Genomic DNA, 24,757 nt, shown 5'->3' with positions numbered 1-24,757 from the left:
AAACGGTAATATTTTCGTAAGTGCGGTAAGAAAAAGACAATTTGTAACAAAAAATTACATTTTAGCAAAGTTTTTTATAATTTTGGAAGAATTTATCCATATATATAGCATTTTCTTTTATTTTCATTACACAATACTTACGGCAGTTCAGTAGGAAATTAGTTACTAAGTGCCTTCGGCACAGTTACTAGTTAATAGTTACTAGAGAATTTCATCTTAAGACATTCATGTAACTTGAAACAAGCAACTTTCCCTAGTAACTAGTAACTCAAAACTAGTAGCTCCATTTCAAAAATGCTATTATTCGCGCGTATGCCAAAGAGTTCTCGAAATTTAGTTTGGATGGACCTGGAAATGTCTGGTCTACATCCCGAAAAAGATGTCATTCTCGAAATTGCGACCATTGTTACCGACGCCAACTTGAATATTCTAGCCGAAGGTCCCGTCATCGCCATCCATCAGCCCGAAAACGTTTTCGAAAGCATGGACGAATGGAACACAAGGCACCACAACCAAAGCGGTCTCGTGGACCGTTGCCGACGTTCTCAATACTCCCTCAAGGACGCCGAACAGGAAACGCTTCGATTCATCAAGCCTTTTACCGAAAAAACAAAGAACCTCCTCTGCGGAAATTCCATCACGCAGGACAGGCGTTTTTTGTACAAGTACATGCCCGAAATTTCGGAATGGCTCTGCTACCGCAATATCGACGTGAGTTCCATCAAGGAACTCTCTTACCGCTGGTATCCGAACCTCGAAGATTTTCAAAAAGAAAAGCGACACGAAGCTTTAAACGATATCCGCGAAAGCATCGCAGAACTTGCCTACTATAGAAAGACCATCTTCAAGTAATCTCATGGAAAGACTCCCCTACGCCCAGAGAATGCGCAACCGCTGCATTGCGATTACCGTCCTCGTTTCGATTATTGTAGCTATTGTTCACTGTTCCTCGAAAGACGATCCCGAATCTGCGAATGCAACTACCGAACATTCTGCAGCAACCGCTGTAGATTCAATCGCCGAAGCCGTCACATTTGCAGACACGAACGCCTTTGATTCAGTCGTTACCGAAAACCCGAACGGACTTGCCGCCCTGAAAGGCATCGAAGATGAAGACTTCGACAACGCCCCCGCTGTAAATGCAGCCAATGCCACAAGCGAAAGCACGGAGAGCGTCCGAGACACGGCCCACATTAAATCGCAAAAGGATCCGTTCCTCGCCGACAAAATCGACATTCTTCTGCGCCGCTACCACCCGGACTTGGGCATCATCCTCGTCGTAAACACAAGGACAAACGAAATCATCGCCTGGGGTGAACGCCGTGACGGGAAAGTCCAAAATAAACCCGACTACATCGGACGCGCCACCTTCCCCGCCGCATCGCTTGCAAAGCTCGTGACGATTGCCGCCGCCATGGAAAGCAACCGCTATTCGCTCAACACGCCAATCCCGATGATCGGGCGACACCACACGCTTTACCTGAACCAGCTCCGCGTTCCCGAAAAGTACAGCGGTCCCACGATGGAACTTTCCGAAGCATTCGCCCGCTCCGCAAACCCGCCAATGGCCATCGTCGGAAAAAACGTCGGTGCCAGAAGGCTCAATGCCGCAGCAGCAAAGCTTGGCTACAACAAGCGCTTCCCCGGAAACGCACCCAACGCATCAAGCTACACCGCCCCGGACACGGGCTACGGTCTTGCCGAAGTCGCTTGCGGCTTTACGACCTCGACAACCCTTACACCGCTCCTCGCCGCAGCGCAAGTCCGAGCAGTCCTTACCAAGAAACCTCTAGAAATCCCGTGGGCACGTGACATGGCGCCATTCGCCCCGCAAAAGCCGCTCGCCCTCGATGTCGGAAAGTTCAGCGAAAATACGTATTACGGACTCCGCGAATCGATGCTCCGCTCCGTGACGCAAGGGACCGCCCACAAGCACATGTCCACAAAGAACATGGCGCGCAAGAACTTCGAAGCGCTCCGTCTCGGCGGAAAAACAGGCTCTCTCGATGGCACGGACCCCGCAGGCCGTTACGACTGGTTCATGGGTTTTGCCGAATCCAAAGCCGATCCGAGCAAGTCCATCGTCGTCATTGTGATGCAGATGCACAAGGAAATCCGTTCACAACCGGCAACGCAGGTAGCCGCAACGGTCATCAATTACTGGGCGCACCAGAACATCAATCAAAAAAAATAATTTAGATTTAAACACAAAAGAAAAAGGCTTATTATGGAATTATCTTGGTGGAACTTAATACCGACTTATTTTGATGGAACCGCATTCCAACTTGGGAACTTCCCGGTGCGCTGGTACGGCATCATGTACATTTTTGCGTTCGTGACCGCCTACATCACCATGTGGAAAATCAACCAGAAAGAAAAAATGGGGATCACCAAGGACCAGCTTGACAATTTGTTCACTTGGGTCATCGCAGGCATCCTCCTCGGAGCACGCTTTGGTTACGTCTTCTTTTACAAGGCGAGCTACTATCTTTCGAACCCATCCGAAATCCTGTTTCCCATGGTCCACGACGATCTCGGCTACCATTTTGTCGGGATTTCAGGAATGTCTTATCACGGAGGTCTCGTACTAGGACTTCTGTTCATGTACATCGGAGCAAGACGAAACAATCTCGACGTCTGGAAGACATTCAACCTCGCTTTTCTTGCTGCGCCTCTCGCCTATACCTGGGGACGTTACGGCAATTTCATCAACGGCGAACTATTTGGCGAAGCGACCACAAGCGCCATCGGCATGTGGTTCCCGCTAGCTCACGATAGCACTCTCGCAAACCCGATCCTCCACCATCCAAGCCAGCTTTACGAAATGTTATTCGAAGGCATCATTCTTTTTGCGCTCATGTACAACCTGCGCAAGATCCCTAAGCTTCACGACAAGATGCCATGCCTCTATTTGATGGGATACGGTCTATTCCGCTTTTTCATTGAATTTTTCCGCAAGCCGGACGCCCACCTCGGACGCGTAGACCTCTTTGGCATGAGCCGCGGCCAGACGCTTTGCTCGATAATGATCATCGCAGGCCTAATTTGGATGGTGTATCTGTTCTATCGCGAGAAAAAAGCTAATAACCCTTAAACAGGTTTTCCCAGAGGTTTCGTTCTTCCTCGAACTTCTGGGCAAACAGCTTGCAGACTTTCTTATAAACGGCCTTGATATGGGCCGCCAGTTCGTCGGTCACATACTTTTCGGCCTTGCCATCGTCAGCAGCGACTTCATTCATGAGTTTCATCCACTGGCTTTCCTGATTCTTGCTGCCAAGCGTTGCCGAAAGTGAAGAATCTTCGAAGCACTTTTTGCTCATGTAGGATTTCCAGACCGACAGGGGGATCGCTTCAAGGAAATTCTTGAGGAACGGTTCTGCATTTGTCGAATAACCGTAAGAGTTGCCAATCAGGCAAATCAGCGGCACGTTGACCACACGACCCACATTGACTTCACTCCAGGATTTATCCGTCATTTCATGCGTTGCATTAAACAGGTCTTCAGCAGGCTTCGGTTCATTGTAGAAGTTGTCAATTCCCAAATGCGCATCGCGTAAGCGATTCAGATAATCCGACAATGGCGAAGAATCATCCACAGCAGAAGATTCTTGAACCCCGGCATTGACCGCAGACGCAAGCGAAACCGTCTTACCATCAACATGTTCTGCATTTTTCAGCGATGCAATTTCATTTACTTCAGCGGCATCGCACTTATCCATCACCGTCGAATCAAACATCGGTGAAACACGGAACTTATAATAGAAACGGACATTGCCTTCTTGCGACTGGAAATAAAGCGCCTTGTAGCACTCGTTATCCTTGAACAAATTAGCAAGCGCCCTATAAGCACGGTGCCTTGCGCCACCCGATGTAAACTTACCTCGATGAATGGAGACAAAGCAATGGAACGCGCGCACACAGCCGTTTGTATCAATCACCGTGATGCCATCGTAATTGAGCATCGAAATGAACATTTTACGGATAAAATTCTGCTCATACAGATCACGGAATGTCTGCGTTTCAAGCATGGAATCCGGCTTAATCTGCATTTCCTTATAGTCGTCAAAGACTATCTTACCGGCATCAAAATTTTCGTCGTCATTGCCATTCCAGGACGGATCGACAAACAGGCAAATCGTACCGTGGACTTCCCTCTTGATTTGCGAGAAAAGCCCGGCCCAGAATCCATTCGGGTAAGACTCGAAATCCCGATCTTCTAAATTATCGGAGAACTCGTTTTCATCCAGGTCGAAGCGAATAAGCAAATGATCGCTAACGCCCGACGACGTATGTGAATTTATACAAATCTTGGAACGGTTGACACATTCAATCAGCAAAAAACCTTTTTCAAGGAGCGCTCGTTCCGTTTCCCCGGCATTTCCAATGTCCGACTGGAAAACCCCAACCTGAATGGAAGCCTCCGCTTTTTCACGGGCAGGCATTTGCTGGATAATCAAATCACAGCCGCTTTTGCAAAAATGAATGACGTCTTTCAGACACGCTTTGACGCGTTCCTTAAAAAGATTTTCAAGAGCATCACCAGAAAATTCATAGATACGCCGGTTCCAGCCCATTGGCGGATTACCGTTACCCATGATGATTCTAAATGTGAAATGGTCGTTTTCCTCTTGATAGTGCGGAACACTTGGCAATATCTCGATAATAGCATCAATAACAGCTTCCTTCATCTCAGGAAGCTTGCGCAAAAAGAATTCCTTAATTCTCTTTCGGTCGAGTCCAATAACGCTCGAAGAATTGTCTGTTTCGCCGCTCATAAAAACCCAATATGATTCTTATTTATAATATACATTGCTATCGTGATTTTTGGAAAAATTTTCCCATTTTTTTCCTCCAAATTGCGTTATTTCTGCACAAAAACTCAAAAAAAATTATCTTTAAGCAAGCTTTTAGCAGGAGTTTTACAATGGCAGGAATCACTTACGAAATTGACGACAAAAATCTTGTTGAGCAAATCAAGTCTGATGCCATGAAAGTTGCAGCAGAACTTGTGGAAACGGCTCACCTCACAAAAGGCGATATCGTCGTTGTCGGCTGTAGCACAAGCGAAACCTTAGGCAACCAAGTCGGCAGCCACTCCGTACCGGAAGTCGGCAAAGCCATTTACGACGGACTCCAAAGCGTCTTTGGCGCAAACGGCATCTACATCGCCGCCCAGTGCTGTGAACACTTGAACCGCGCAATCATCATCGAACATGAAGCCGTCCCGAATGCAGAAATCGTGAATGTCGTGCCACAGCCCAAAGCCGGCGGCTCCTTCGCTACAGCTTGCTACGCAAGCTTCAAGGCTCCCGTAGCGCTTGAACACATCAAGGCAAACGCAGGTATCGATATCGGCGGGACCCTCATCGGTATGCACCTCCGCGAAGTCGCCGTCCCCGTGCGCTTAAAGCAAAACCATATCGGCAAGGCGATCATCATTGCCGCCCGCACCCGCCCCAAGTTCATCGGCGGCGAACGCGCCCACTACAATGATGCGCTCAAGGACGGGTATCCGGAGTTTTAGCAATTTTTTGTTGCTTTTTCATTTTAATTTCTTACATTTATCGTATATGGATAGACGATTTGCAATACTCTTCGTTGTTTTTGGTGCATTCTTAGCAATTTGTACCGGCTGTAAAGGCTTCTCACAAGAACCACTTACATTAGCCTCTAAAGGCAATTCCTCAAAGTACACGATCGGTGTCGAAGAAAATTCAAGCACACAAGAGGCTGTAATCAATCAATTTCCCAACGCCCAAATCAAGCAGTATCCCGACCTGATCACAGCATACTTTGCACTCCAGGTCGGCGATATCGATATTTTAGCCTACAACGACATTATCATCACCCACACGTTTAACGACAGCATGAGTGGGCTAACATTTATCGAAAACGACGTCGGCATGTCCGAAGAAATAGTTATCGGCATGAACAAGCACAGCACCATTCCTGATTTAAAAGGGATTATCAACAGGCTCATCGACAGCTTAAACGCAGCCGGGACCTTAAACGAACTCAACGAGCACTGGCATGAAAAATTAAAGACAAACCCGCTCATCAGCACCAAGGAAAGCAATTCCGATCAGGTTTTAAGGATTGCGACATCCGCCGATGTTCCTCCTTTTTCCTTTACAAGCGAGAACCAGATTATCGGCCTCGATATCGACATCGTGAAGCTTCTCGAAGAAAAACTGAACATCAAGACATCTCTTATCAAGACTGACCGAAACAAGCTTGTATCCAAGCTCAAGAACAACGAAGCCGATCTCATCATTTCTGCATTCACTCCAACAAAGAAGCTTCAAAACGAAATCGACTTTTCAAAGCCCTATTACATCGGGAAAACGGCTTTTGCCATCCGCCAAAACGACTTCACGAAAGAAGCGACATTAAGCAAGGTTCCGCAGATGACCTATCTCGAACCCAAGAAACCTGACGAAATCTACAAGCTTGCAGATTTATCGGGTAAATTTGTCGGCGTCCAGACAGGAACGACTCTCGACGAACAAGTTCAGCAGCTTATCAAGCTTCCGCGCATCCAGTACTTTACAAACATTCCCGAAATGACCAAGGCTCTGGAGCAGAGGAACCTAGACGGCATCGCCGTGGATTATTCCGTTGCAGAAATCATACTCAAGCATCATTCCGATTTTTCCATTTTAAAGGATCGACTGAACAAAGATGAATTTGGCATCGCCATGAGCAAGAACAGTCCGCTTAAGGCAAGCATTGATTCATGCATTAAGGTTTTGCAGAAAAAAGGCGAAATACAGAAAATCAAGGATAAATGGTCAAAGAACAAATCTGCGGTTCGAGTAATCCAGCAAGACTGGATTGGAAGTGACACGCTTATCGTCGGTACGGAAGCGCTTTACGCTCCTTACGAATTTTATCAGTGGGGCGAGCTTTCTGGCATTGATATTGACATCATGTACACGATCGGCAAGATGCTGAACAAGAACATCAAATTTGCAGATATGAATTTCGATGTCCTTATCCCTTCCCTTGTCAACGAAAAGACGGATCTTTGCATCGCGGCTATAAGCATTACCGAAGAACGCAGCAATTCTATCGACTTTTCGATTCCTTACGACAAGAACGAATCCGTAATTGTCGTTCACACGCCGCAACATGCCATAGAAAGAATCGGAGACTCCACAGGAGCCTTGAGCCGATTCTTCCAGAAAATTCAGGACATTTTTAATTAATTAGGAGTTAGGAATTCGGAGTTGAAATAATCGCGGCGAAGCCGCCAAACTAAACAATTCCTCATTCATACTTCCGAATTCCTAATTATTACAAAGCCTTGTGGTGTCTCATGGCGCGGATATTTCGCGGCAGGACTTCCTTGTGCCACTTGATCCATTCATCGTAATAGATATAGCGTTTTTCGCGCTGGCGGAACTCTCGGCCATGCACAATGCGGCGCCCACCACGTTCTTCGACAGGAATAACAATATGCAGGCACTCGTGGTAAACAACCCCTGCAATGGCGTATAAAGGGCAATTAGCGGCATCGTAGCCACGGCTAATGCTAATCAGATGGAAGCTTTCGCCTGTCACCGGGTCCTTGCGAATAGAATGGAAGCTGAGACCTCCCACGCGATTGCTCCAGGTGATGCGACAAGTAAGCGAACCATCAAAATACGTGTTATTGATAGCCGCAAGCACATCCGTCAGGTTATGATGCACCCCTTGCGGGCGAATCGGCGGCAAGCGCCCCTTACTTGCAAGCGGAGCTTCACCTTTATCTGTAAAGATCTGGTCAACAGTTTGCCAAAAGCGATTGACCAAATCCTTAATAACAGCCTTGTTCTTTTGCGTTTTACGTCGTACGGCATGCTCGGCCCATTCCGCAGCAAGTTCACGGGCCGCAGCAAACTCGGGAGCCTTCATGTACGCAGGCAAAAGGACTTCCGGGTGTCCAAAGAGGAACCCGCCCTTGCAACGGATGCTCTTTTTCAGGAGCGGATTGTACTTGAAATGCACGAGTCCGTTTTGGGAGCAATCCGGCGACGGGGCCTTCGTTTCAGCCTCCTTATTGCCCACAAAACCGAACAAGTCGAGTTGTCCGTCAAAAGCTAGCGGTTCTTTCTCGTTTTCAGCAAACGGATTCACGCGCCAAGCACTCCTTCATAGCCGTTCAGCGCCAAAAGACCGCCAAAAAAACTCTCAGGCAAATCGAGCGCTGCATAATGCTCCGAGATTCCATAGACGGCATCTTCAACAACATCTGGCATATAAACTATATAGCTATCGTTCTTTTCCGTCTGAAGCATGTCTGGAGTGCAGTACTTCGGGTCCGTCTCACTAAAGTACATACGGCAGGAGACCGTTCGCAGCGGATAGACCGTACAGTCCCCCACCCCGTTCGAGAACGGACAAGAACGCCACCAGGCAAAGTAATCATGCAAAGCCCTGTCTTCGGCATCGTCTTCAGAAAGGCCCTCATCCTTGCGCATTTCGAACAAAGATTCAAACTTGTCCGAGCGCATCTGGCAGGCTTCCATCAACGACAGAAGGTCGTCCCGCTTGCGCAGTTCGCTGTACATGAAAATCAATTCGAACGGCTCCACCGACATCGGGTAATGGTGGCAGCAGTTTCCGCAGGCGGGTCTGCATTGAATAGGGCGCGGCTGTTGCACGAGGACCGCTTTAAGATACTGATCGTATGCCGTATGATAGGCTTCTGTAAACTTGAGTATTTCGGGCAACTGTTCCCGCAAGTTATCAGGACCAATAGCAGATTCACGCCCCAAAGCAGCGGCAATTTCGTCAAGACGATCCCGTTCTGTCCGAAGCAAGGCAGACAGACGCAACTCCGCAATGCGGTAGGCTTTCGTCGGAAAATACTCTTTATAAGCATTCATCGAGCGCAAATATATTTTTTTACGAGATTACCGTAAAAAAAGCTCTTAAAAAAAAGCAAAATATTCATTTTGGTTAGAATGATGTTATTTTATAACCTAGAGTAATGAAATAGTTTTTCAGGATCGGCAACATGAGAAAAATTTCGCAAAGTAAATGGATGTGGTCTGTAGCAATCGCATTGTCTTTGGGCGTCGCAGGATGCAACCTGTTCCACCCGACAGGAAGCCGTGACGCTGATAACGACGACGCAGCAGCCCTGACTCACGACGGCTACATAGAATTTCAAAAATCGAACTTCGATGCGGCTCGCAAATTTTTCAACAAAGCCATACAGGCAGACTCCGGCTGTTCAGAAGCCTGGGTCGGTCTTAGCAAAACTGTTCTAAAAATGCAGGAAGGCATAGACGTATTTGAACTCGCCTCCTATGCACAGAAGACCGAAAAAGACGGCAAGAGTTCCAACGGATTTCTCGACATGACTAACGAAAAGGCAGATTCTATTTCGAGAGGGATCGACTCCGTCTTGATCTTCGTCAACAAGTTCATCGACCGAGATACAACCGACAAGACGGACAAGAAGATTCGGTTTAGCGACATTGCCGACAGCTATACAATCCTCCAGCTTACGAAAGCGGCTCTTCGCATAAGGTCTGTACAGGCTCAGCTTTCATCAATAGTCTCTGCCGACAATGCAGGCATGATGATGAACCTGGACGCATTGAACGATCTCGGCGACAGCCTCAAGCCGTTCCTTAACGACATGGCCTCAGCAGCTGAAGCGATCAAGTCCTCCCCAGAAAGTGCAGCAGAAATCATCAAGGCATATCTGCCAGACTCCACACGCCAGTTCTTTGATGAAGAAGACTATGCAGACGTAACCGTCGGACTTGCAAACTCAGTCATCCAGATGAATGACCGAGCACAGACAATCGAAAAAGACCGCAACGACGTTTTCTTTAAATTCGGAAACGCAATAGACGATGACGGCGATGGCTGCGTTGACGAAGAAGTCATCGACAATTACGACAATGATGGCGATGGTGAAATCGACGAAGACGCCCGCGACAGCCGTTCAATTGTCCTCGTCAAAAAGAGACCGACCAACATCGAAGAGGTCAAGTCTATCGGCCAGGACCCGACGACCTACGACCTGACAAAGGCTCAGATTGACTCCCTCAGCGTCCTTGAAAAGTACAACACCATCGATATCGACATGGATGGAAAGACGACTCAAGACGATCTTGACGAATGGCAATTTATTTTCCGAGACCCCAATGATCGCGACGAGAAAAAGAATCACCGTTTGAAATTCTCAAACAAAATAAACTTCAATTTTACTTCAGACGGAACATTCCCTGAAAACATGAAAGAAGATATGCAGGCCAAACGCGATTCCTTAATTGCAAAAAAAGAATTGATTCGCAAAGACACTGACATAAATAATATCAAATACAAATTAAAAGACAGACAAGAAATGGTTGGTGGATGCTGGGACAACTATACGGAAGAGCAATTCATCAAGTGGTTCGAAGGGAGAAACGCAAAATGAATAAATTAACCTTATTTGCAGTTCTCGTTCTTACTTGGTCAGTCGCTTCAGCTAAATCGCCGACACACTTTTCTCTCCGTGCAGAATCTATGGGCGGCGCCCATGTCGCCGTCGTAGACGACAAGGAAGCTGTTCATTACAACTACGCTGGATTGAGCCAGATCAACAGACTCGGTAATTATGACAAGCGCCCAGAGCAAGGCTACTATCCACGAAACTGGATTGGCGATATGCGCCTGACCTTTGGCGGTGCCGGCGACATTTTCAAGTTCCTTTCGACATACAGCGACGTGAAAGAAGTCCAGGACTTGTTCCGTGACGCCCAAAATGAAGCCAACGCCATAACCAAAGATCACCCTCAAATAACCAGCAAAACAAGTGCAATCCTCGATTCTCTTGTCAAGAATCCAAAATACGTTAAAACAATAAGTTCTTACGATCACAAGACAATGGAAGCAAGGGTCAAGTTCGATGCGGAGCTGGCGTTCCATAACTTCGGTGCGGCATTCTGGATGAACGGAAGCGTGGCGCCTTACATTGATGCAGGACTTATCCTCCCCTATGTGGTTGTAGATACGTTCGTGATCGATGCTGTTGCACAAATGGGCGGCGCCTATGAAATCATTCCGAACGCGCTCTCCGTAGGTGCCGGCGCAAAGATAGTCAAACGCCATAAGACCAACATGGTAACCGTAGGTCTTGCAAATTACAGTTCCATCGTTGATACACTTAAGGACCAGCTTGGTGACGCGACAGATGACTTCTTTGATTCCAAAACATTCTCGTTCGGCTTGGATTTAGGTGTACTCTACCAGTTCAATCGAGAAGTGCGATTCGGCGCATCGCTACGCGACATCTATTTCAAGTCTCTCGCAGGAGAAACATTAACTCCGAATTTTACGATGGGCGTCAACTACAGTCCCCGATTCATGAACAGCAATACAGGATTTGGCCGCAAATTTAATGTAGCCCTAGATTTTGCGGACATGTTCAACAATGACCGAAACTACAAGTTCTTTACCCACCTGAATTTTGGTTTTGAATTTGAACAAACACTCGCTGCAATTCCGGGACTCAACAACGAATTCCGTTTTATTACCCTCCGACTTGCAGGCGGTTTCAGAGGCGGTTACCCTTCTGCGGGTGTCGGGCTTGAAGTCCTGAGATTCTTCTCGGTCGAAGCCGCTACCTGGGGCGAAGAACGCGGCTACTACACTGGCCAGGACGAGAACCGAATCTACATGGTGCAAGCCAGCATAGGATTCTAAGTTAGACGAGAGAACGCCGCAAAGCGGCTACAGACGAAAGACGAGAGTCGCGCATTGAAAAGCGCGGCTTTTTTAATGACGAGAAAAGGCGGAGTTCAGCTCCGCCTTTGACGTATGAGGTTAGGGATGACTTATTTCTTGACCTTCACGACTCTTGCCTGCGGGTTCTGCTTACCGAGCAAGTCGTAAGTGCGGGAGGTGCGCAAGCTGCGGGACTGTGCCGGGCGATTGCGCTTGAAAATGGAAATCGTACCGTCGTCAGTCTTGAAATTTTCAACGTGCGTAATGCCGTTGTTCACGTAATCCGTAAGACCATAAGCGTGACGCATGATGTTCAAGACTTCCATATCGAACACGGAGCCGTCCGGTTCCGTCTGGCGGCGGATAATCGTCATATTGTTTTCGCCTTCGTGACCGGTATCCCATGCAATCGGCACAACCTTGTTTCTCTTGGCAGACTTCATCAGGTAATCATAATATGCGAGACGCCCCTTGCGATGCTTGGCGTACTTGTCGCCCGTCAGAACGCCAACACGGTCATTGGCGCCGAATTCACCGATAATTACAGGCACACCCTTATCGACAAAATTCGTTTTCATCTTGCCAAACTGATCATCCATGCGGTCGCCCGTACACGGGTCGCCCATGGCACCCGCCCAAGCGTTGTAACCGCAGTTATGCACAAGATCCTCGCCCGTTGCGAGGTCTTCTGTGCCCCAGTAATATTGCGGATAGACTTGAGCGCCCCAATCGACAACATCGTTCAACAGCGTGTAGGTATAAGGGTCGTAATAATGCACTTCGACCATCAGGCGATCGGCAATCACGTCTTTCGGAAGCTTGCTCACAGGCATCACCTCGCAGCTGCGATCCACACTCGTCGAAGGTCCCTGAATCACGAGCGTACGGCTAGCATTGTTGCCACCCGTTGCACGCACGGCATCTACAAACGACTGATGGTACGTCATCAGGATTTCAGTTTCATGCTTGTAATTGTCGTCCGTTGTCGCAGGCTCGTTCGCGCTCGCGAAGAGCAAGTTTTCGTTATAGTTCTTGAAGCGGTTTGCAATCTGCGTCCAAAAATCCTTCTGGCGGGCGTTCACCTTGTCTTTTTCCTGATCGTTCAGGTTACCTTCGAGCCAGCCGTTATCCCAATGAATGTTCAGAATCGTCACAAGGCCTGCGCGCATGCAGTAATCCACGACCGTCTGCACGGAATCCATCCAGCTAGACGCAATCTCGTTCGGGCCACCGCCTGGAACAATGTCCGCCCTGCTAGAATCACGAGACAAAGCGTTCGAATGACTGTACCAAGCGCACGGAATGCGAATCGTGCTGAAACCCGCCGCTTTGACCGAATCAATGTACGCCTCGGTCGGGAACTTGTTGCCCCACCACGTCGGATTCTGGGGAACTTCCATTGTGTTCCCGATGTTAATGCCAAAGCCCATCTTGGCAAACATTTCGTTTGCCGTCGGCAAATCAGCCGCGAAAGAATTTGACGCCAATGCAAAAGAAAACGCGCTGCAAAGAGCAGCAACGCGAATGTGCTGTTTCAACATAGTTAATCCTTTGGTTCTATGCCATTCGCGTTTTATCCCCAAACAACGAAAGATCATACACCAAACCTAAATATACATCTATGCCCGGCAAAAGCCCAAGTTTTGCCGTTAAAAGTGTTGACGATTTGTCAAATGAGGTGTGGGTTCTACTGAATGGTTGTCCAAAGGCTCTGCTCTCGCCAATTTTCAGGAAATCCCATAGCCTTCAATCTTGACTGATGTTGCCTCAAGAGCAACGCTAACAACCGTTCCTTGATAGACGAATTTGATACAATATTCTGTTCAAGATACAAAATCGTCGAAAGCAGAGCAAAAAGTTTCATCGGTTTTGCAGCATTAACATCAATCCAAGCTAAAGATAGATGTTTTGGTAACTGAGGCATAAGTGGGAAACGCCTGTTCCATATACGCGCATGATGAGCACAACAATTACGTAAAACAGTAATACTGCGAATCCAACTTTCCAAATATTTATATTGAGGCAAGCCAAAACTTTTGGCAACAGACTTTTTTACAGAAATATCAGCCATATTACAAAACAATTTGGACAATGTTCCGAAAGACGCAACTTCCAGTGTTTTCCATACGGGCGGCATCGAAGGACTATCATATTTTTTGAAATGCTCCAATAAAAAATCCTCCTTTGAACGCGATACTTCATTTTGCAGACTTAAGAAACACTTGTCAAATATTTCAGCATCAGAAAAAAGAGAACCATCCATAAACCAAAACGCACCATGTTTCATTGAAAAATGATGGATTATCCTAGTGCGTAAAGCAATCTCAATATCTTGAATAGCAGAAAAAACAATACTGCGCAATTCACGGTCAAATGCATATAAGGATAATATTTCCTCTAACGAAGTTCCCTTTACCAATTCATGTGTATTCGAATTTATTTCATACGTTTTCCAATAACAAGCTAACCGAAAATAACTTATGCTTGAAAACTGTCGCTGAGCAAAAGTTTCATTTTCAATAACTAATCCGCGATTAATTAAAGCAGTAATCTGTTCAGGAATATCAATAGGCCGTTTCGAGTATTTCATTTACCACTCCAAAGCCTAAAAAAAACGAAGTCCCACCGTGGTACGCATTGTTAAGAGGCGCGGTGGGAACTGTTAATATTAAATCTAGCCAAAAATAAACCATTTGTCAAGGACTCTTATTGTTTGAAAATTCCAAATCATTTTCAAACTTACGTCTTTGAAGAGGTATTTGCAAGTGGTTTGGCTTTTTCTCATTTATTTTGCAAACAACCGTTAGCACGAGAGTCGTGAAAAACAAGCTTGCTTGTTTTCATGACCGAGTCGCAGGTTGTTCTACAAACAACCGTTAGCAAAAAACTCAATTTTTTACAAAGCAAGCCGGAATTTTGAGTGTCACGACTTGATTTAAAGAAAGGTCTTCTTTGACGTACATAGCATGATATCGATCAAACAGCTCAAATGATTGCGCTGGTTTAACAGGCTTTTTAGGGAACAGCGAATCACTTTTAGCCACCCCTTTTACGCATCGCAAATAGTTAATTCCGCCCGTAGCCAAGTCTTTCGTAAAATGAATCTTATCGCAATGTTCTTTGAAGTCGTCAGAATAGCCGACAATTTCAATCGAATCTTTTTCATTTCCCTCACCATTACATTCCTGGAAATATTGTCTAGCAAACGAGAGGTGGACCTTTTCTGACTTGACAATATTTTGAGCAGCGACCTTGCTAAAAAGGCGGCGTGAACGCAATTCTGGAGGGAGAAAATCGGTAAATATAAAACAAGGAGGATTAAGCATCAGCTGAGTCTGCACCTCAGGCGGCATCCATGCGTAATACAGAATAGATTTCACTTCTTCCAAGAAATCGCCGTATTCCGGATGATCCGTATTCATATCAACATTTAACACTCGGCCACTATCGCCAAACGTAATCGTAGCATCAACAGAAAGATTAAAGCCATCCTTATAATATCGTTTGAAAGCTCTGTCAAGAAGCCAACGACAAGGCCTTTTTACACTATTAATAAGTCCCGTTTCAAATTCACGTGGTGGCATCGTATCACCAAGAATTTTTCCTTCTTTAAGTTCGAATGTATCAACATATATATCCACTTTCAACTCGGGTAGATTAGGACGCGTTTTGAATTCTACAGTTTTACCATCTATAGAAACATTCCGTTCCTTGAAAAACATATAAACAGAATCCAGTTTCTTCATTCTGCCGGAACCCAGCAACGAATACACAAGCCCATCAAACAGAGTATCCCCAGAATAAGGGTTTTTATAGTAGAACAAATAATCAATCAAAATCCCATTTTGAAACAAGCTAACAGATAAATTCGCTTCATCTTCAGAAACATATCTGAGGCTTCTATCATATTCAACAGTTTCTTCATCAAGTACCGAAGCCTTAGCAAATTCTTTGATATCATTCAGGCTATTCGTCGTGTAAGCGAGTCCCTGTGCGTTATAAACAACCATAGAATCTGCTAACGCCAAAGATTCTTGCAAAAGCCGTGGCTTTCCGGGAATAAAATCCACAGAAGCTTCATCGCGTTTCTGGTCACAAGAGAGCAGAACGCATGCGGCAAGGACGAGGAAAAAGAATTTGTAAAAACAATGCATAATCTATTTTTCTTCAACAAAGCATGCCGGGATTTTAAGGGTCACGACTTGTGAAATCGGGAGGTTATAACGAGAATCATATACGTCATGACGCTTATTAAAATACGCATTAGTATAGGTGGAACGAATTCTTTCACGAGGCTCCACATACAAAGCATTGGACCAAGCCATAAGAGAGTCCGCAAGTGCAGCTTCTTTAGAGTTCAACTTCTTTTTACGTTTCTTAGGCACTATTATTTTATTGTATTCTATACATTCATAGCGAACAACACCGCCAGTTGCAAGATCTTTAGAGAACTTAATCTCACTACAAAGGCTCTTTTTTGTAGCAGGAGCGCCGACAATATCGACAGAATCTTTGGAATCTTGCCCATTCTGCTTGCATACCATGCGGTAATCCCTTGTAAAAGCTATATGAAATTTTACCGCATCAACAATTTCTTGAGCAATTTCATCATTGCCAACATCCGTATGAACCTCCGGAGGCATATAACCATAATGCAATATATCCTTCAATTCCATTTCAAAATCTTTATTAGAGTCAGGCATTAAAGACAAGGACACCTGTTCATCTACGCGGCCGTTTTCTTTATAGCCCATCACCGCAACTGCGGATAAATTAAAATCATCATTATAATAGCGATACAACAATCTCTTGAGTCTCCACCCCATCGAATTTTTCAAGGTTTGAATTATCCCTGTTTTAAATTCACCCATTTCAAGATCTTCTCTAAGAGAATTTCCTTTTTTCAGGACAACCGTATCCACAAGAATATCGAAATTCAATTTCGGGAGGGATTTCTCATTTTCAAATTCCTTAACCTCACCATCAATAGCGATATTTCGTTCCTTAAAAAAGGATTCAATACTCTTCTTGTCATTTATCTCAACCACGCCCTGAAGGGTAAGGATTCCAGAGGAATTTTCTTCAGGCACAACGAAATATTGCAAGTGATCTAATAGCTTTCCATCTTTGAACAGGTTGACCGACAAAATCGATTTATACTTTTTTTCTATTCTGGAACGTATAGATGGTTCCATATATTCTTCTTCGTAGTTCGAGGACTTTATAAAATTTTCAATTTCATTGCGGTCATGCGTCGCAAATGCCAATCCGTTCTTGTCATAGATATTCATTGAATCCGAGATGGCCAACATTTCCAGCATACGATGCGGTTTTCCAGGAATATAGGTTAACGTATCCGCAACATTCTTTATATTGCACCAGCCACATTGCGAGCGCAAGGCGTACCCTCTTGCAGCCTTCAGCATTTTCAAAGTCGTATCCACCTGGATTCCGATAAATCCTGTATAAAGTTTCAAAGGGATTTCTTGACCCAAATAATTCCATTTAACATCGACAGACGTAAGAGCGTTAGGCAGGATTTCAAAATCAATATCACTATCCCAATCAGTTCGCTTTACAAACTTCATTTTATCAGAATATCCCATCAAGTACGGATAGAACTTGGCGAACCAGCCATTAAACTCAGGATTTCCACAACCTTCGGGTTCATATAGCTTATATATATTTTTCCAAAATGAGACAGAACTTTGTCCATCGAAGACTTTAATAAATTCATCAAGAATGGGATTTAGCTGTTGCGACCACCATTCCATATCAAGGCGAGTCGCAAGCTTATTAAAGGAATCCTTCAACAAGCTCCAATCCTCTTTTGTGCCATTTATCTTTATTTTCGGAATACCACATAAAGTAAAGGCAGTATATGTATAATATTCAGATGCTATCGCCATGATCATGGAACGTGAAATATTGTAATCGACAGGACTTGTGGTCGAAAATTTCGTTCGCAACGGAGCACCCGTTTCTGGTGGCAACTTTTCTTGAAGATTATCGAAAAAATCTGCAATGACGCCAAACCATTCTTCGTGCGTAGATTCCATCGTCAGATGATTCGCAAAAACTTTAATATCCGTATCAACATCTGGCCCTACAAAACGGTCTTTCAAAGAATCACTATTGCTCTTTACATGCAAACGGAAGCCGTCCAAAATCAAAAGCCAAATATCGTCTGGATTTATTTCCATAGCATAGTGCCTAGCATAGGCCAAAGCGATCAAATCTATAAATGCAGATTTTTTGGAATGATCCCTTACAAATGAGCTTATAGAATCCGAGTAGGCATAAAAAATTTTCGTTTCATGATTATTTTTTTGATGCCAGCTTGCAAAATATTCCGCAAAACCACCTCGCTCTGCAGGGACAGTTTCTTCGCGAAATACGCTATCATGAACAGTCGTATCAACGATGATTGCATAAGCGCTTGTGTCGCGAACAAAGCTCGCATTTTCTTTTACGAGCCTCGACGAATATTCGGGAACATTATCACGTTTCTGTTCGCAAGCGAGCAGAACGCTTACAGCAAGGAGGAGAAAAAAGAATTTGTAAAGGCTATGCATACTAACAATATAAAAACATAGCCTTACTGAGATTTAATAAGGGAACGTAAAATAAAGTAGATACAAGAAGACAATCCCGTCCCGGAAAAGCAAACGAGGCGAACGCTGCGTCAAAGAATTTAATCTTTGACATAGCTGAGCCGAAGGGCGTTGCGCTTGCGCAACAAGTCCGGGATGACAAAAAGGCCGGGATGACATGGTCGAAACGGGATTACTTACCGCTCATTATGGCGGTGAGGTCGGCTCCGCTCAAGTTCGTTTTTTCGTTGAGGGCAGCGACAATTGCAGTGAGCGACTTTTGGCAAGCCATCATGAGATTGTAAACTTGTTCGACAACGTTTGTTTCAGCAAGTTGGTAGTAATAGCAAGCAGCCTGGAAACTCTGGTAATCAGGGTCACTCCTGTAAAGCTCCATCGGGAGTTCTTTCATAACAGTGTCGAGATCGCAAGCGAAATTTTTACGGATCAAAAAGTCCGACATGTGGCCCGCAATAGCGATGTGAGCGGCACCATCGAGCGAGCTTCCAGGCATACGCGTAGCACTTGGCTTTTCCTTGGAATTGTTGATTCTGACGTAATCAATCTGGCGCTTGAACAGGAACGCGATTAGAGCGTGGCCCGCCTCGTGGCGGCAGAGTTTTTCATATTCTTGTTCACCGAAAAATTCAATTAAGGTTTCGCGAGTTAATGTTTGTTCTGACATTTTTCAATCCACCTGTCTAAAAATTGCATCTGTTCGTCGGTATGGAACCAATGTTCGCCGCCTTGCATAATCGTGAGCGACGCACCTACCTTTTGAGCAAAATCTTGCATCGTTTCGAGGTCAGTCAAATTGTCATTGGAGCCGTACAAAATATGCGTCGGGATATTCCATTTGATGGGATTTTCTCGCACGTAGCAAAGATATTTCCAAGAAAGCGTCTCGCCAAAATTCGTCGCGATTTCACCTTTTTCGCGGAGTTCATCTTCGGAGACGTTCGCCCACAGCATCATATTGCAAATGAGCTTTTCCAAGTTCACCATCGGCGAAATGAAGAACGCTTGTTTGATGCGTTTTTCGCCCAAAGCGTTCATCGAGAAGAACGCGCCAATGCTATTTGCGATAAGCACGACTTCGTCGTAATTTGCAGCAACCGAATCAAAATAAGCCGAGAATTCCTGCTTGGCATCCCATGGGGTTTCCGACTTGTAATCAAAACCGATGACATCGGAATCTGGGAAAAGAGGCTTGTAATGATTGGATTCGTCGGCGTTACCGCCTTTCCCGTGAACGTAAATAACGAGTTTTTTCATTTCTTTTTCGCTTTTTTCGCCTAGAAAATACAAAAATCTACACCAATCGGCTAGAGATAGGGATTCACTTTACCAAACCTAGCAACTGTTCCTTGGTCACAAGGTTCAGAACCGAAAACGCCGTCATTTTACAGCCTAAATCCATAATCGACGCACCAACATGATATACTGTTTCGTCTACAATGATAAATCTATCATGAACTTCCCGCATAGTCCGCAATTCAACAGTTGGAAACTGACGATTTATACGGTCAACATCATCTTTCATCGCATGCGTAATTCTAGCGGAGTAAATGATAGCATTGACCCCTACAGCACGTTTTGCAACAAGCGAAAGAGATGAATCATTTGCAAACGGATCGATGATTATGATTTCTTTTTTTGCAGAGCGAACTAACTGTACCGCAAATTCATAACCACTCCAACGAGCATTAGCTGGTATAACACCTTCACTAGGAGGTAGATTTGCTTTGACAAAGAAGTCCACCTGTTTTTCAAGGTTAACAACACGAGAATCCAAATTCTCGAGTTTATTTTCTTGAGAAATCAATCGTTGGTTAACACTATACCCCTTAAGCAAATGCTCTTTGAGAACTTGGTTCGCCCATCGACGAAATTGTGTACCTTGAATAGACTTTACTCGATAGCCGACAGAAATGATGACATCGAGATTGTAGAAATTTGTAGGTTTGGTAGAAAAATCGGAATTTCCGATTTTTCTTACCGATTCATTTTTTAATATTTCACCTTCAGATAGGGCATTTAATATATGCTCGTTAATAGTTGAACGCGATTTTCCAAAAAGAAGAGCCATTTGATCAATCGTCAGCCATACTGTTTCGTTTTCTACTCGTACAGGCAACTGAATAGCACCTTCAGGCTGATACATGATAATTTCACCATCTAATGATAAATCCTTCTTATTCATAATACCTCCGACCGCCTACAAGCTAAAAAGGCGGCATAAAATTGTTCATGAATTAATATAGACTTTCACGATGTCATATTATGACATTGTGATTTTTTTTCATCTGCAGTTGTCGCAAATTTTGCGATAACTAGGTTTTAACATATTTCCTTTTGAACTACTTCCAAAATGGAACTAGTTGATAATTCATTAGAAGAAAAATCGGAATTTCCGATTTTAATGCAAAAAGTCCGCCCCTGCGGTAAAGCAAGAAGCGGATTTTTCAAACATGTAAGGTGACCCCGGAATAAATCCGGGGTGACAAGTAAAGGGGATTAGCCTACGAAGATACGGCCGTTGCGGAAGAGCTGCATCCACGGGCCATCTTCGCCCCATTCTGCCGGGTGCCAAGAGTATTGGCAGGTGCGAAACACGCGTTCCGGGTGCGGCATCATCACGAGGGCGCGGCCGTCTTCAGAGCAGAGGCCGTTGATGCCAAACGGAGAACCGTTCGGGTTGAGCGGGTAGCGTTCGGTGTATTCGTGTTTACCATCGACATAGCGGAGAGCCACGAGACCTGTCTTGAGGCAGGCTTCGGCAGCTTCGCGGCTTGCGAATTCAGCACGACCTTCACCGTGAGCAACAGCGATCGGGAGAACAGAACCTGCCATGCCCTTGAGGAGCACAGCCGGCGTATCTTCGACCTTCAAAGAGCAGTAACGAGCTTCGAAGCGTTCGGAGATGTTCTGCACAAAGCGCGGCCAGTGCTTAGCACCCGGAATCAAATCCTTGAGGTTCGAGACCATCTGGCAGCCGTTGCAAACGCCGAGCGTGAAGGTATCCTTGCGGTTGAAGTAAGCTTCAAATTCAGCGCGAGCCTTCGGGTTGAACAAGATGCTCTTGGCCCAGCCTTCGCCTGCACCGAGAACGTCACCATAGCTAAAGCCACCGCAAGCGACGAGACCGTTGAAGTCCTTGAGGCTTACGCGGCCGGAGAGAATGTCCGTCATGTGAACGTCGATGGATTCGAAGCCAGCCTTTGCAAATGCGGCAGCCATTTCGAGTTCGCCGTTGACACCCTGTTCACGGAGGATTGCCATCTTCGGGCGGCTTGCGTAATCCTTGATAACCTTGGCGCTTGCAGCGAGATCAAACGTGACCTTCGGCGTGATACCCGGATCGTCCTGTTCGAGCTTGAGCTTGTATTCGCTTTCGGCACATTCCGGATTGTCGCGGAGGGCGGCAATGCGGCGAGTCGTATCGCTCCAAATAGCGCGGAGGTCAGAGAGGCCTTCGGCGTAGTCGCCAATCACAATGTTGTACGTATCGTTGAGCTTACCGATTTCAGAAACGGTATCGCCGAGACCAGCAGCTTCGAAAGCAGCCTTCACAGCAGCGAGGTCAGCGTTTGCGACCTGGAGGACGGCACCGAGTTCTTCGTTGAACAAAGCGTCAATCACATTGCCCTTAAGAGCTGTAGCGTCGAGCGTTACACCCACGTGACCGGCAAATGCCATTTCGACAACCGTCGTGAAGAGGCCGCCATCGCTCTTGTCGTGGTAAGCCATAATCTTGCCATCGGCATTGAGCTTCTGGATGGTTTCGAAGAAGGCGCGGAGTTCCTTAGCGGAATCAACATCCGGAGCCTTGTCACCGAGAAGGTTATAAACCTGAGCGGCAATGGATGCGCCCATACGGTTCTTGCCACGAGCGAGGTCCACGAGCACAAGCGTCGTGTCCTTCTTCTGCAAGAGCTGCGGCGTGAGCGTCTTACGAACATCAGCGCACGGAGCAAAGGCACTAATCACAAGAGAAATCGGAGCAGTCACGCGGTGGCTACCCTTTTCGTCCTGCCACACGGTGCTCATGCTCATGGAGTCCTTACCGACCGGAATCGTAATGCCAAGTTCCGGGCAGAGTTCCATACCAATGGACTTCACGGCTTCGTACAAGTCGGCACCATCGCCTTCGTAGTTCGGCGTAGCCATCCAGTTTGCGGACAAGTTTACGCGGCCCATATCCGGGACGCAAGCGGCAGCCATGTTCGTGAGGGATTCAGCAACCGTCATGCGGGCTGCAGCGGCCGGAGAAATGAGAGCGATCGGAGCGCGTTCGCCCATACTCATGACTTCGCCTTCGTAAGTGTCGAGCGTTGCACTCGTCACGGCGCAGTCAGCAACCGGCACCTGCCACGGACCAACCATCTGGTCACGGCAAATCATACCCGTCACGGAACGGTCACCGATAGAAATCAAGAACGTCTTATCTGCAACGGTCGGGTTAGCAAGCACGCGATGTGCAAGGTCCTTCACCGTCACGCCAGCCGGCACCACCTGAGAAGAGAGCGGGCGCTTCTGGGACTTTTCATTGCGAATCATGCGCGGCGGCTTACCGAGCAACACACCGAGCGGCATGTCAATCGGAGTCGTACCGAAGTATTTGTCCGTAAGGGTCAAGTGCTTTTCAGGGATAGCCTCGCCCACGACTGCGTACGGGCAACGTTCACGCTTACAGATAGCGTCGAACACGTCGAGTTTGTCACCAGCAATAGCGATAACATAACGTTCCTGGGATTCGTTACTCCAGATTTCGAACGGGCTCATGCCCGGTTCGTCGTTCGGCACATTGCGGAGTTCAAACTTACCGCCGAGACCGCCATCGTTCACGAGTTCCGGGAAGGCGTTCGAAAGTCCACCTGCACCCACGTCATGAATAAACGTAATCGGGTTTTCTTCGTTCATCGCCCAGCAGCGGTCGATGACTTCCTGGCAGCGGCGTTCCATTTCCGGGTTTTCACGCTGCACAGAAGCAAAGTCGAGAGATTCATTACCAGCACCGTTAGCGACAGAGCTAGCAGCACCGCCACCAAGACCGATCAACATGGCCGGACCACCGAGAACGATCAAGTGGTCACCCGGGTCAATGTGGCCCTTTTCGATGTGCTGGTGCTTGATGTTGCCGAGACCGCCAGCAAGCATAATCGGCTTGTGGTAACCGCGAACTTCGGTACCCTTTTCAGAAGAAACTTCCTGTTCGAACGTACGGAAGTAACCGAGGATGTTCGGACGACCATATTCGTTGTTGAATGCGGCACCACCGAGCGGGCCGTCAATCATAATGTCGAGAGCGGATGCAATACGGGACGGGCTACCAAAGTCCTTTTCCCACGGCTGAACTGCACCCGGAAGCTTAAGGTTCGAAACGCTGAAGCCCGTAAGGCCAGCCTTCGGCTTGGAACCCTTACCCGTTGCACCTTCGTCACGGATTTCACCACCACTACCCGTAGCGGCACCCGGGAACGGAGAAATTGCAGTCGGATGGTTGTGGGTTTCAACCTTCATGAGGATGTCGACTTCTTCGTTGTGGAAGTCGTACTTGTTGTTGCGCGGGTCAGCGTAGAAGCGGCCAGCCGTTGCACCCTTCATCACAGCGGCGTTATCCTTGTAAGCGCTGAAGATGTTGGAATTGTGGAGCTGGTAGGTGTTCTTGATCATCTGGAACAAGGACTTGTCCTGCTTCACGCCGTCGATGGTCCATTCGGCACCGAACACCTTGTGGCGGCAGTGTTCCGAGTTGGCCTGAGCGAACATGTAAAGTTCAACGTCGGTCGGGTTGCGCTTGAGTTCGGTGAAGTTCTTGACGAGGTAATCGATTTCGTCGGCGGAAAGGGCAAGGCCCATTTCCTTGTCAGCCTTCACGAGGGCGTTGCGGCCTTCGGTGAGCACCGGAATCACATTGAGCGGACGCGGTTCTTCCTTGCTGAAGAGCACTTCGAGGGAAGCAGTGTCGGCAAACACGGCCTGAGTCATGCGGTCGTGAATCTTGGCCGTAATCTTTTCGCGAGCGCCGGCCGGAGCAGCACCTTCATACTTCACATAGTAAGCAATGGCGCGTTCGATGCGCTTGATTGCAGGGAGGCCGCAAATGTGAGCGATATCGGTAGCCTTCGAGCTCCACGGGCTAATCGTACCCGGACGCGGGCAGACCACAAAGAGTTCACCTTCGAGCGCCTTGACTTCGCGCATCGGGCCGTAATGAAGGACCTTTTCGAGAGTTTCCTTTTCGGAAGCGGTCAGGTCGGCGGACAGATCCACCACATGGAGGAATTCGGCATACACAGATGCAACCGGAATCCCAGCGGCCTTAAAATCAGATGAAAGCTTTTGCAGACGGAAATCCGACAGAGCCGGAGTACCACGAAGAATGAGCATTTTGACCTCTTTTAGCCTAAATATTTACCGCCCCAAATATAGCAATTTGAGGATATTTTCAA

18 protein-coding genes are annotated in these 24,757 nt (G+C 46.7%); 7 read left to right on the top strand and 11 right to left on the bottom strand.

Features of this window, described 5'->3' with window-relative positions; all coding sequences use genetic code 11:
• Positions 1-312: 312 nt before the first annotated feature.
• From orn to lgt, 3 genes are read left to right on the top strand one after another with little or no spacing between them, the layout of a single operon-like run.
• Positions 313-852 carry an oligoribonuclease gene (gene orn / locus ACJMM9_RS15945; RefSeq protein ID WP_088639818.1) on the top strand — a complete coding sequence of 180 codons (540 nt, stop codon included), beginning with the start codon at positions 313-315 and terminating at the stop codon, positions 850-852.
• Positions 853-856: 4 nt separating this feature from the next.
• Entirely contained in the window at positions 857-2,194 is a 1,338-nt protein-coding gene (locus ACJMM9_RS15940; protein ID WP_405329167.1) for a penicillin-binding transpeptidase domain-containing protein, read from the top strand.
• A gap of 33 nt (positions 2,195-2,227) precedes the next feature.
• Positions 2,228-3,094 carry a prolipoprotein diacylglyceryl transferase gene (lgt, locus tag ACJMM9_RS15935; protein WP_405329164.1) on the top strand — a complete coding sequence of 289 codons (867 nt, stop codon included), beginning with the start codon at positions 2,228-2,230 and terminating at the stop codon, positions 3,092-3,094.
• Here the strand turns inward: lgt and ACJMM9_RS15930 are convergent.
• Entirely contained in the window at positions 3,081-4,775 is a 1,695-nt protein-coding gene (locus ACJMM9_RS15930) for a hypothetical protein (protein WP_405329161.1), read from the bottom strand. The genes lgt and ACJMM9_RS15930 overlap by 14 nt on opposite strands.
• A 149-nt stretch (positions 4,776-4,924) precedes the next feature.
• On the opposite strand from ACJMM9_RS15930, the gene ACJMM9_RS15925 reads away from it, so the two are divergent.
• On the top strand, positions 4,925-5,524 hold the full coding sequence (locus ACJMM9_RS15925; RefSeq protein ID WP_405329158.1) for a TIGR01440 family protein: 600 nt from the start codon (positions 4,925-4,927) through the stop codon (positions 5,522-5,524).
• 46 nt (positions 5,525-5,570) lie between these two features.
• Positions 5,571-7,208 carry a transporter substrate-binding domain-containing protein gene (locus tag ACJMM9_RS15920; protein ID WP_405329155.1) on the top strand — a complete coding sequence of 546 codons (1,638 nt, stop codon included), beginning with the start codon at positions 5,571-5,573 and terminating at the stop codon, positions 7,206-7,208.
• Positions 7,209-7,296: 88 nt separating this feature from the next.
• Here the strand turns inward: ACJMM9_RS15920 and ACJMM9_RS15915 are convergent, their stop codons facing one another.
• Positions 7,297-8,118, bottom strand: a complete 822-nt coding sequence (locus ACJMM9_RS15915; RefSeq protein ID WP_405329152.1) for a hypothetical protein — start codon at positions 8,116-8,118, stop codon at positions 7,297-7,299.
• Complete coding sequence (locus ACJMM9_RS15910) at positions 8,115-8,870, bottom strand: hypothetical protein (protein WP_405329149.1); 756 nt, start codon at positions 8,868-8,870, stop codon at positions 8,115-8,117. Before ACJMM9_RS15910 ends, ACJMM9_RS15915 begins: the two co-directional genes overlap by 4 nt.
• 131 nt (positions 8,871-9,001) lie before the next feature.
• Between ACJMM9_RS15910 and ACJMM9_RS15905 the strand changes: the two genes are divergently transcribed.
• Together ACJMM9_RS15905 and ACJMM9_RS15900 are read left to right on the top strand one after the other, a co-directional pair.
• Entirely contained in the window at positions 9,002-10,420 is a 1,419-nt protein-coding gene (locus ACJMM9_RS15905) for a hypothetical protein (protein WP_405329146.1), read from the top strand.
• Positions 10,417-11,688 carry a hypothetical protein gene (locus ACJMM9_RS15900; RefSeq protein WP_405329143.1) on the top strand — a complete coding sequence of 424 codons (1,272 nt, stop codon included), beginning with the start codon at positions 10,417-10,419 and terminating at the stop codon, positions 11,686-11,688. The genes ACJMM9_RS15905 and ACJMM9_RS15900 overlap by 4 nt, the downstream gene beginning before the upstream one ends.
• Before the next feature lie 131 nt (positions 11,689-11,819).
• Here the strand turns inward: ACJMM9_RS15900 and ACJMM9_RS15895 are convergent, their stop codons facing one another.
• From ACJMM9_RS15895 to purL, 8 genes are all read right to left on the bottom strand, one after another.
• Complete coding sequence (locus ACJMM9_RS15895; RefSeq protein WP_405329140.1) at positions 11,820-13,250, bottom strand: glycoside hydrolase family 5 protein; 1,431 nt, start codon at positions 13,248-13,250, stop codon at positions 11,820-11,822.
• A gap of 146 nt (positions 13,251-13,396) precedes the next feature.
• Entirely contained in the window at positions 13,397-14,299 is a 903-nt protein-coding gene (locus ACJMM9_RS15890) for an Abi family protein (RefSeq protein ID WP_405329137.1), read from the bottom strand.
• Between the two features lie 298 nt (positions 14,300-14,597).
• Positions 14,598-15,863, bottom strand: a complete 1,266-nt coding sequence (locus ACJMM9_RS15885; protein ID WP_405329135.1) for a hypothetical protein — start codon at positions 15,861-15,863, stop codon at positions 14,598-14,600.
• A 3-nt stretch (positions 15,864-15,866) separates the two neighbouring features.
• Positions 15,867-18,284 (bottom strand): DUF4419 domain-containing protein, encoded by a 2,418-nt coding sequence (locus tag ACJMM9_RS15880; RefSeq protein ID WP_405329132.1) that lies wholly within the window; start codon positions 18,282-18,284, stop codon positions 15,867-15,869.
• Positions 18,285-18,495: 211 nt separating this feature from the next.
• On the bottom strand, positions 18,496-18,987 hold the full coding sequence (locus ACJMM9_RS15875; protein WP_405329129.1) for a hypothetical protein: 492 nt from the start codon (positions 18,985-18,987) through the stop codon (positions 18,496-18,498).
• Positions 18,969-19,577, bottom strand: coding sequence for an alpha/beta hydrolase (locus ACJMM9_RS15870; RefSeq protein ID WP_405329126.1), 609 nt, complete (start codon positions 19,575-19,577; stop codon positions 18,969-18,971). The genes ACJMM9_RS15875 and ACJMM9_RS15870 overlap by 19 nt, the downstream gene beginning before the upstream one ends.
• A gap of 64 nt (positions 19,578-19,641) precedes the next feature.
• A complete protein-coding gene (gene rhuM / locus ACJMM9_RS15865) occupies positions 19,642-20,505 on the bottom strand; it encodes a RhuM family protein (RefSeq protein WP_405329124.1) in 864 nt (287 codons plus the stop codon).
• Positions 20,506-20,819: 314 nt separating this feature from the next.
• Positions 20,820-24,695, bottom strand: coding sequence for a phosphoribosylformylglycinamidine synthase (purL, locus tag ACJMM9_RS15860; RefSeq protein WP_405329121.1), 3,876 nt, complete (start codon positions 24,693-24,695; stop codon positions 20,820-20,822).
• Between the last annotated feature and the right edge of the window lie 62 nt (positions 24,696-24,757).

The organism is Fibrobacter sp. (assembly GCF_045112255.1).
Taxonomy (GTDB): domain Bacteria; phylum Fibrobacterota; class Fibrobacteria; order Fibrobacterales; family Fibrobacteraceae; genus Fibrobacter.
The sequence above is the reverse complement of the archived record's forward strand: the minus strand, read 5'-3'. Positions and strand labels throughout refer to the sequence as shown.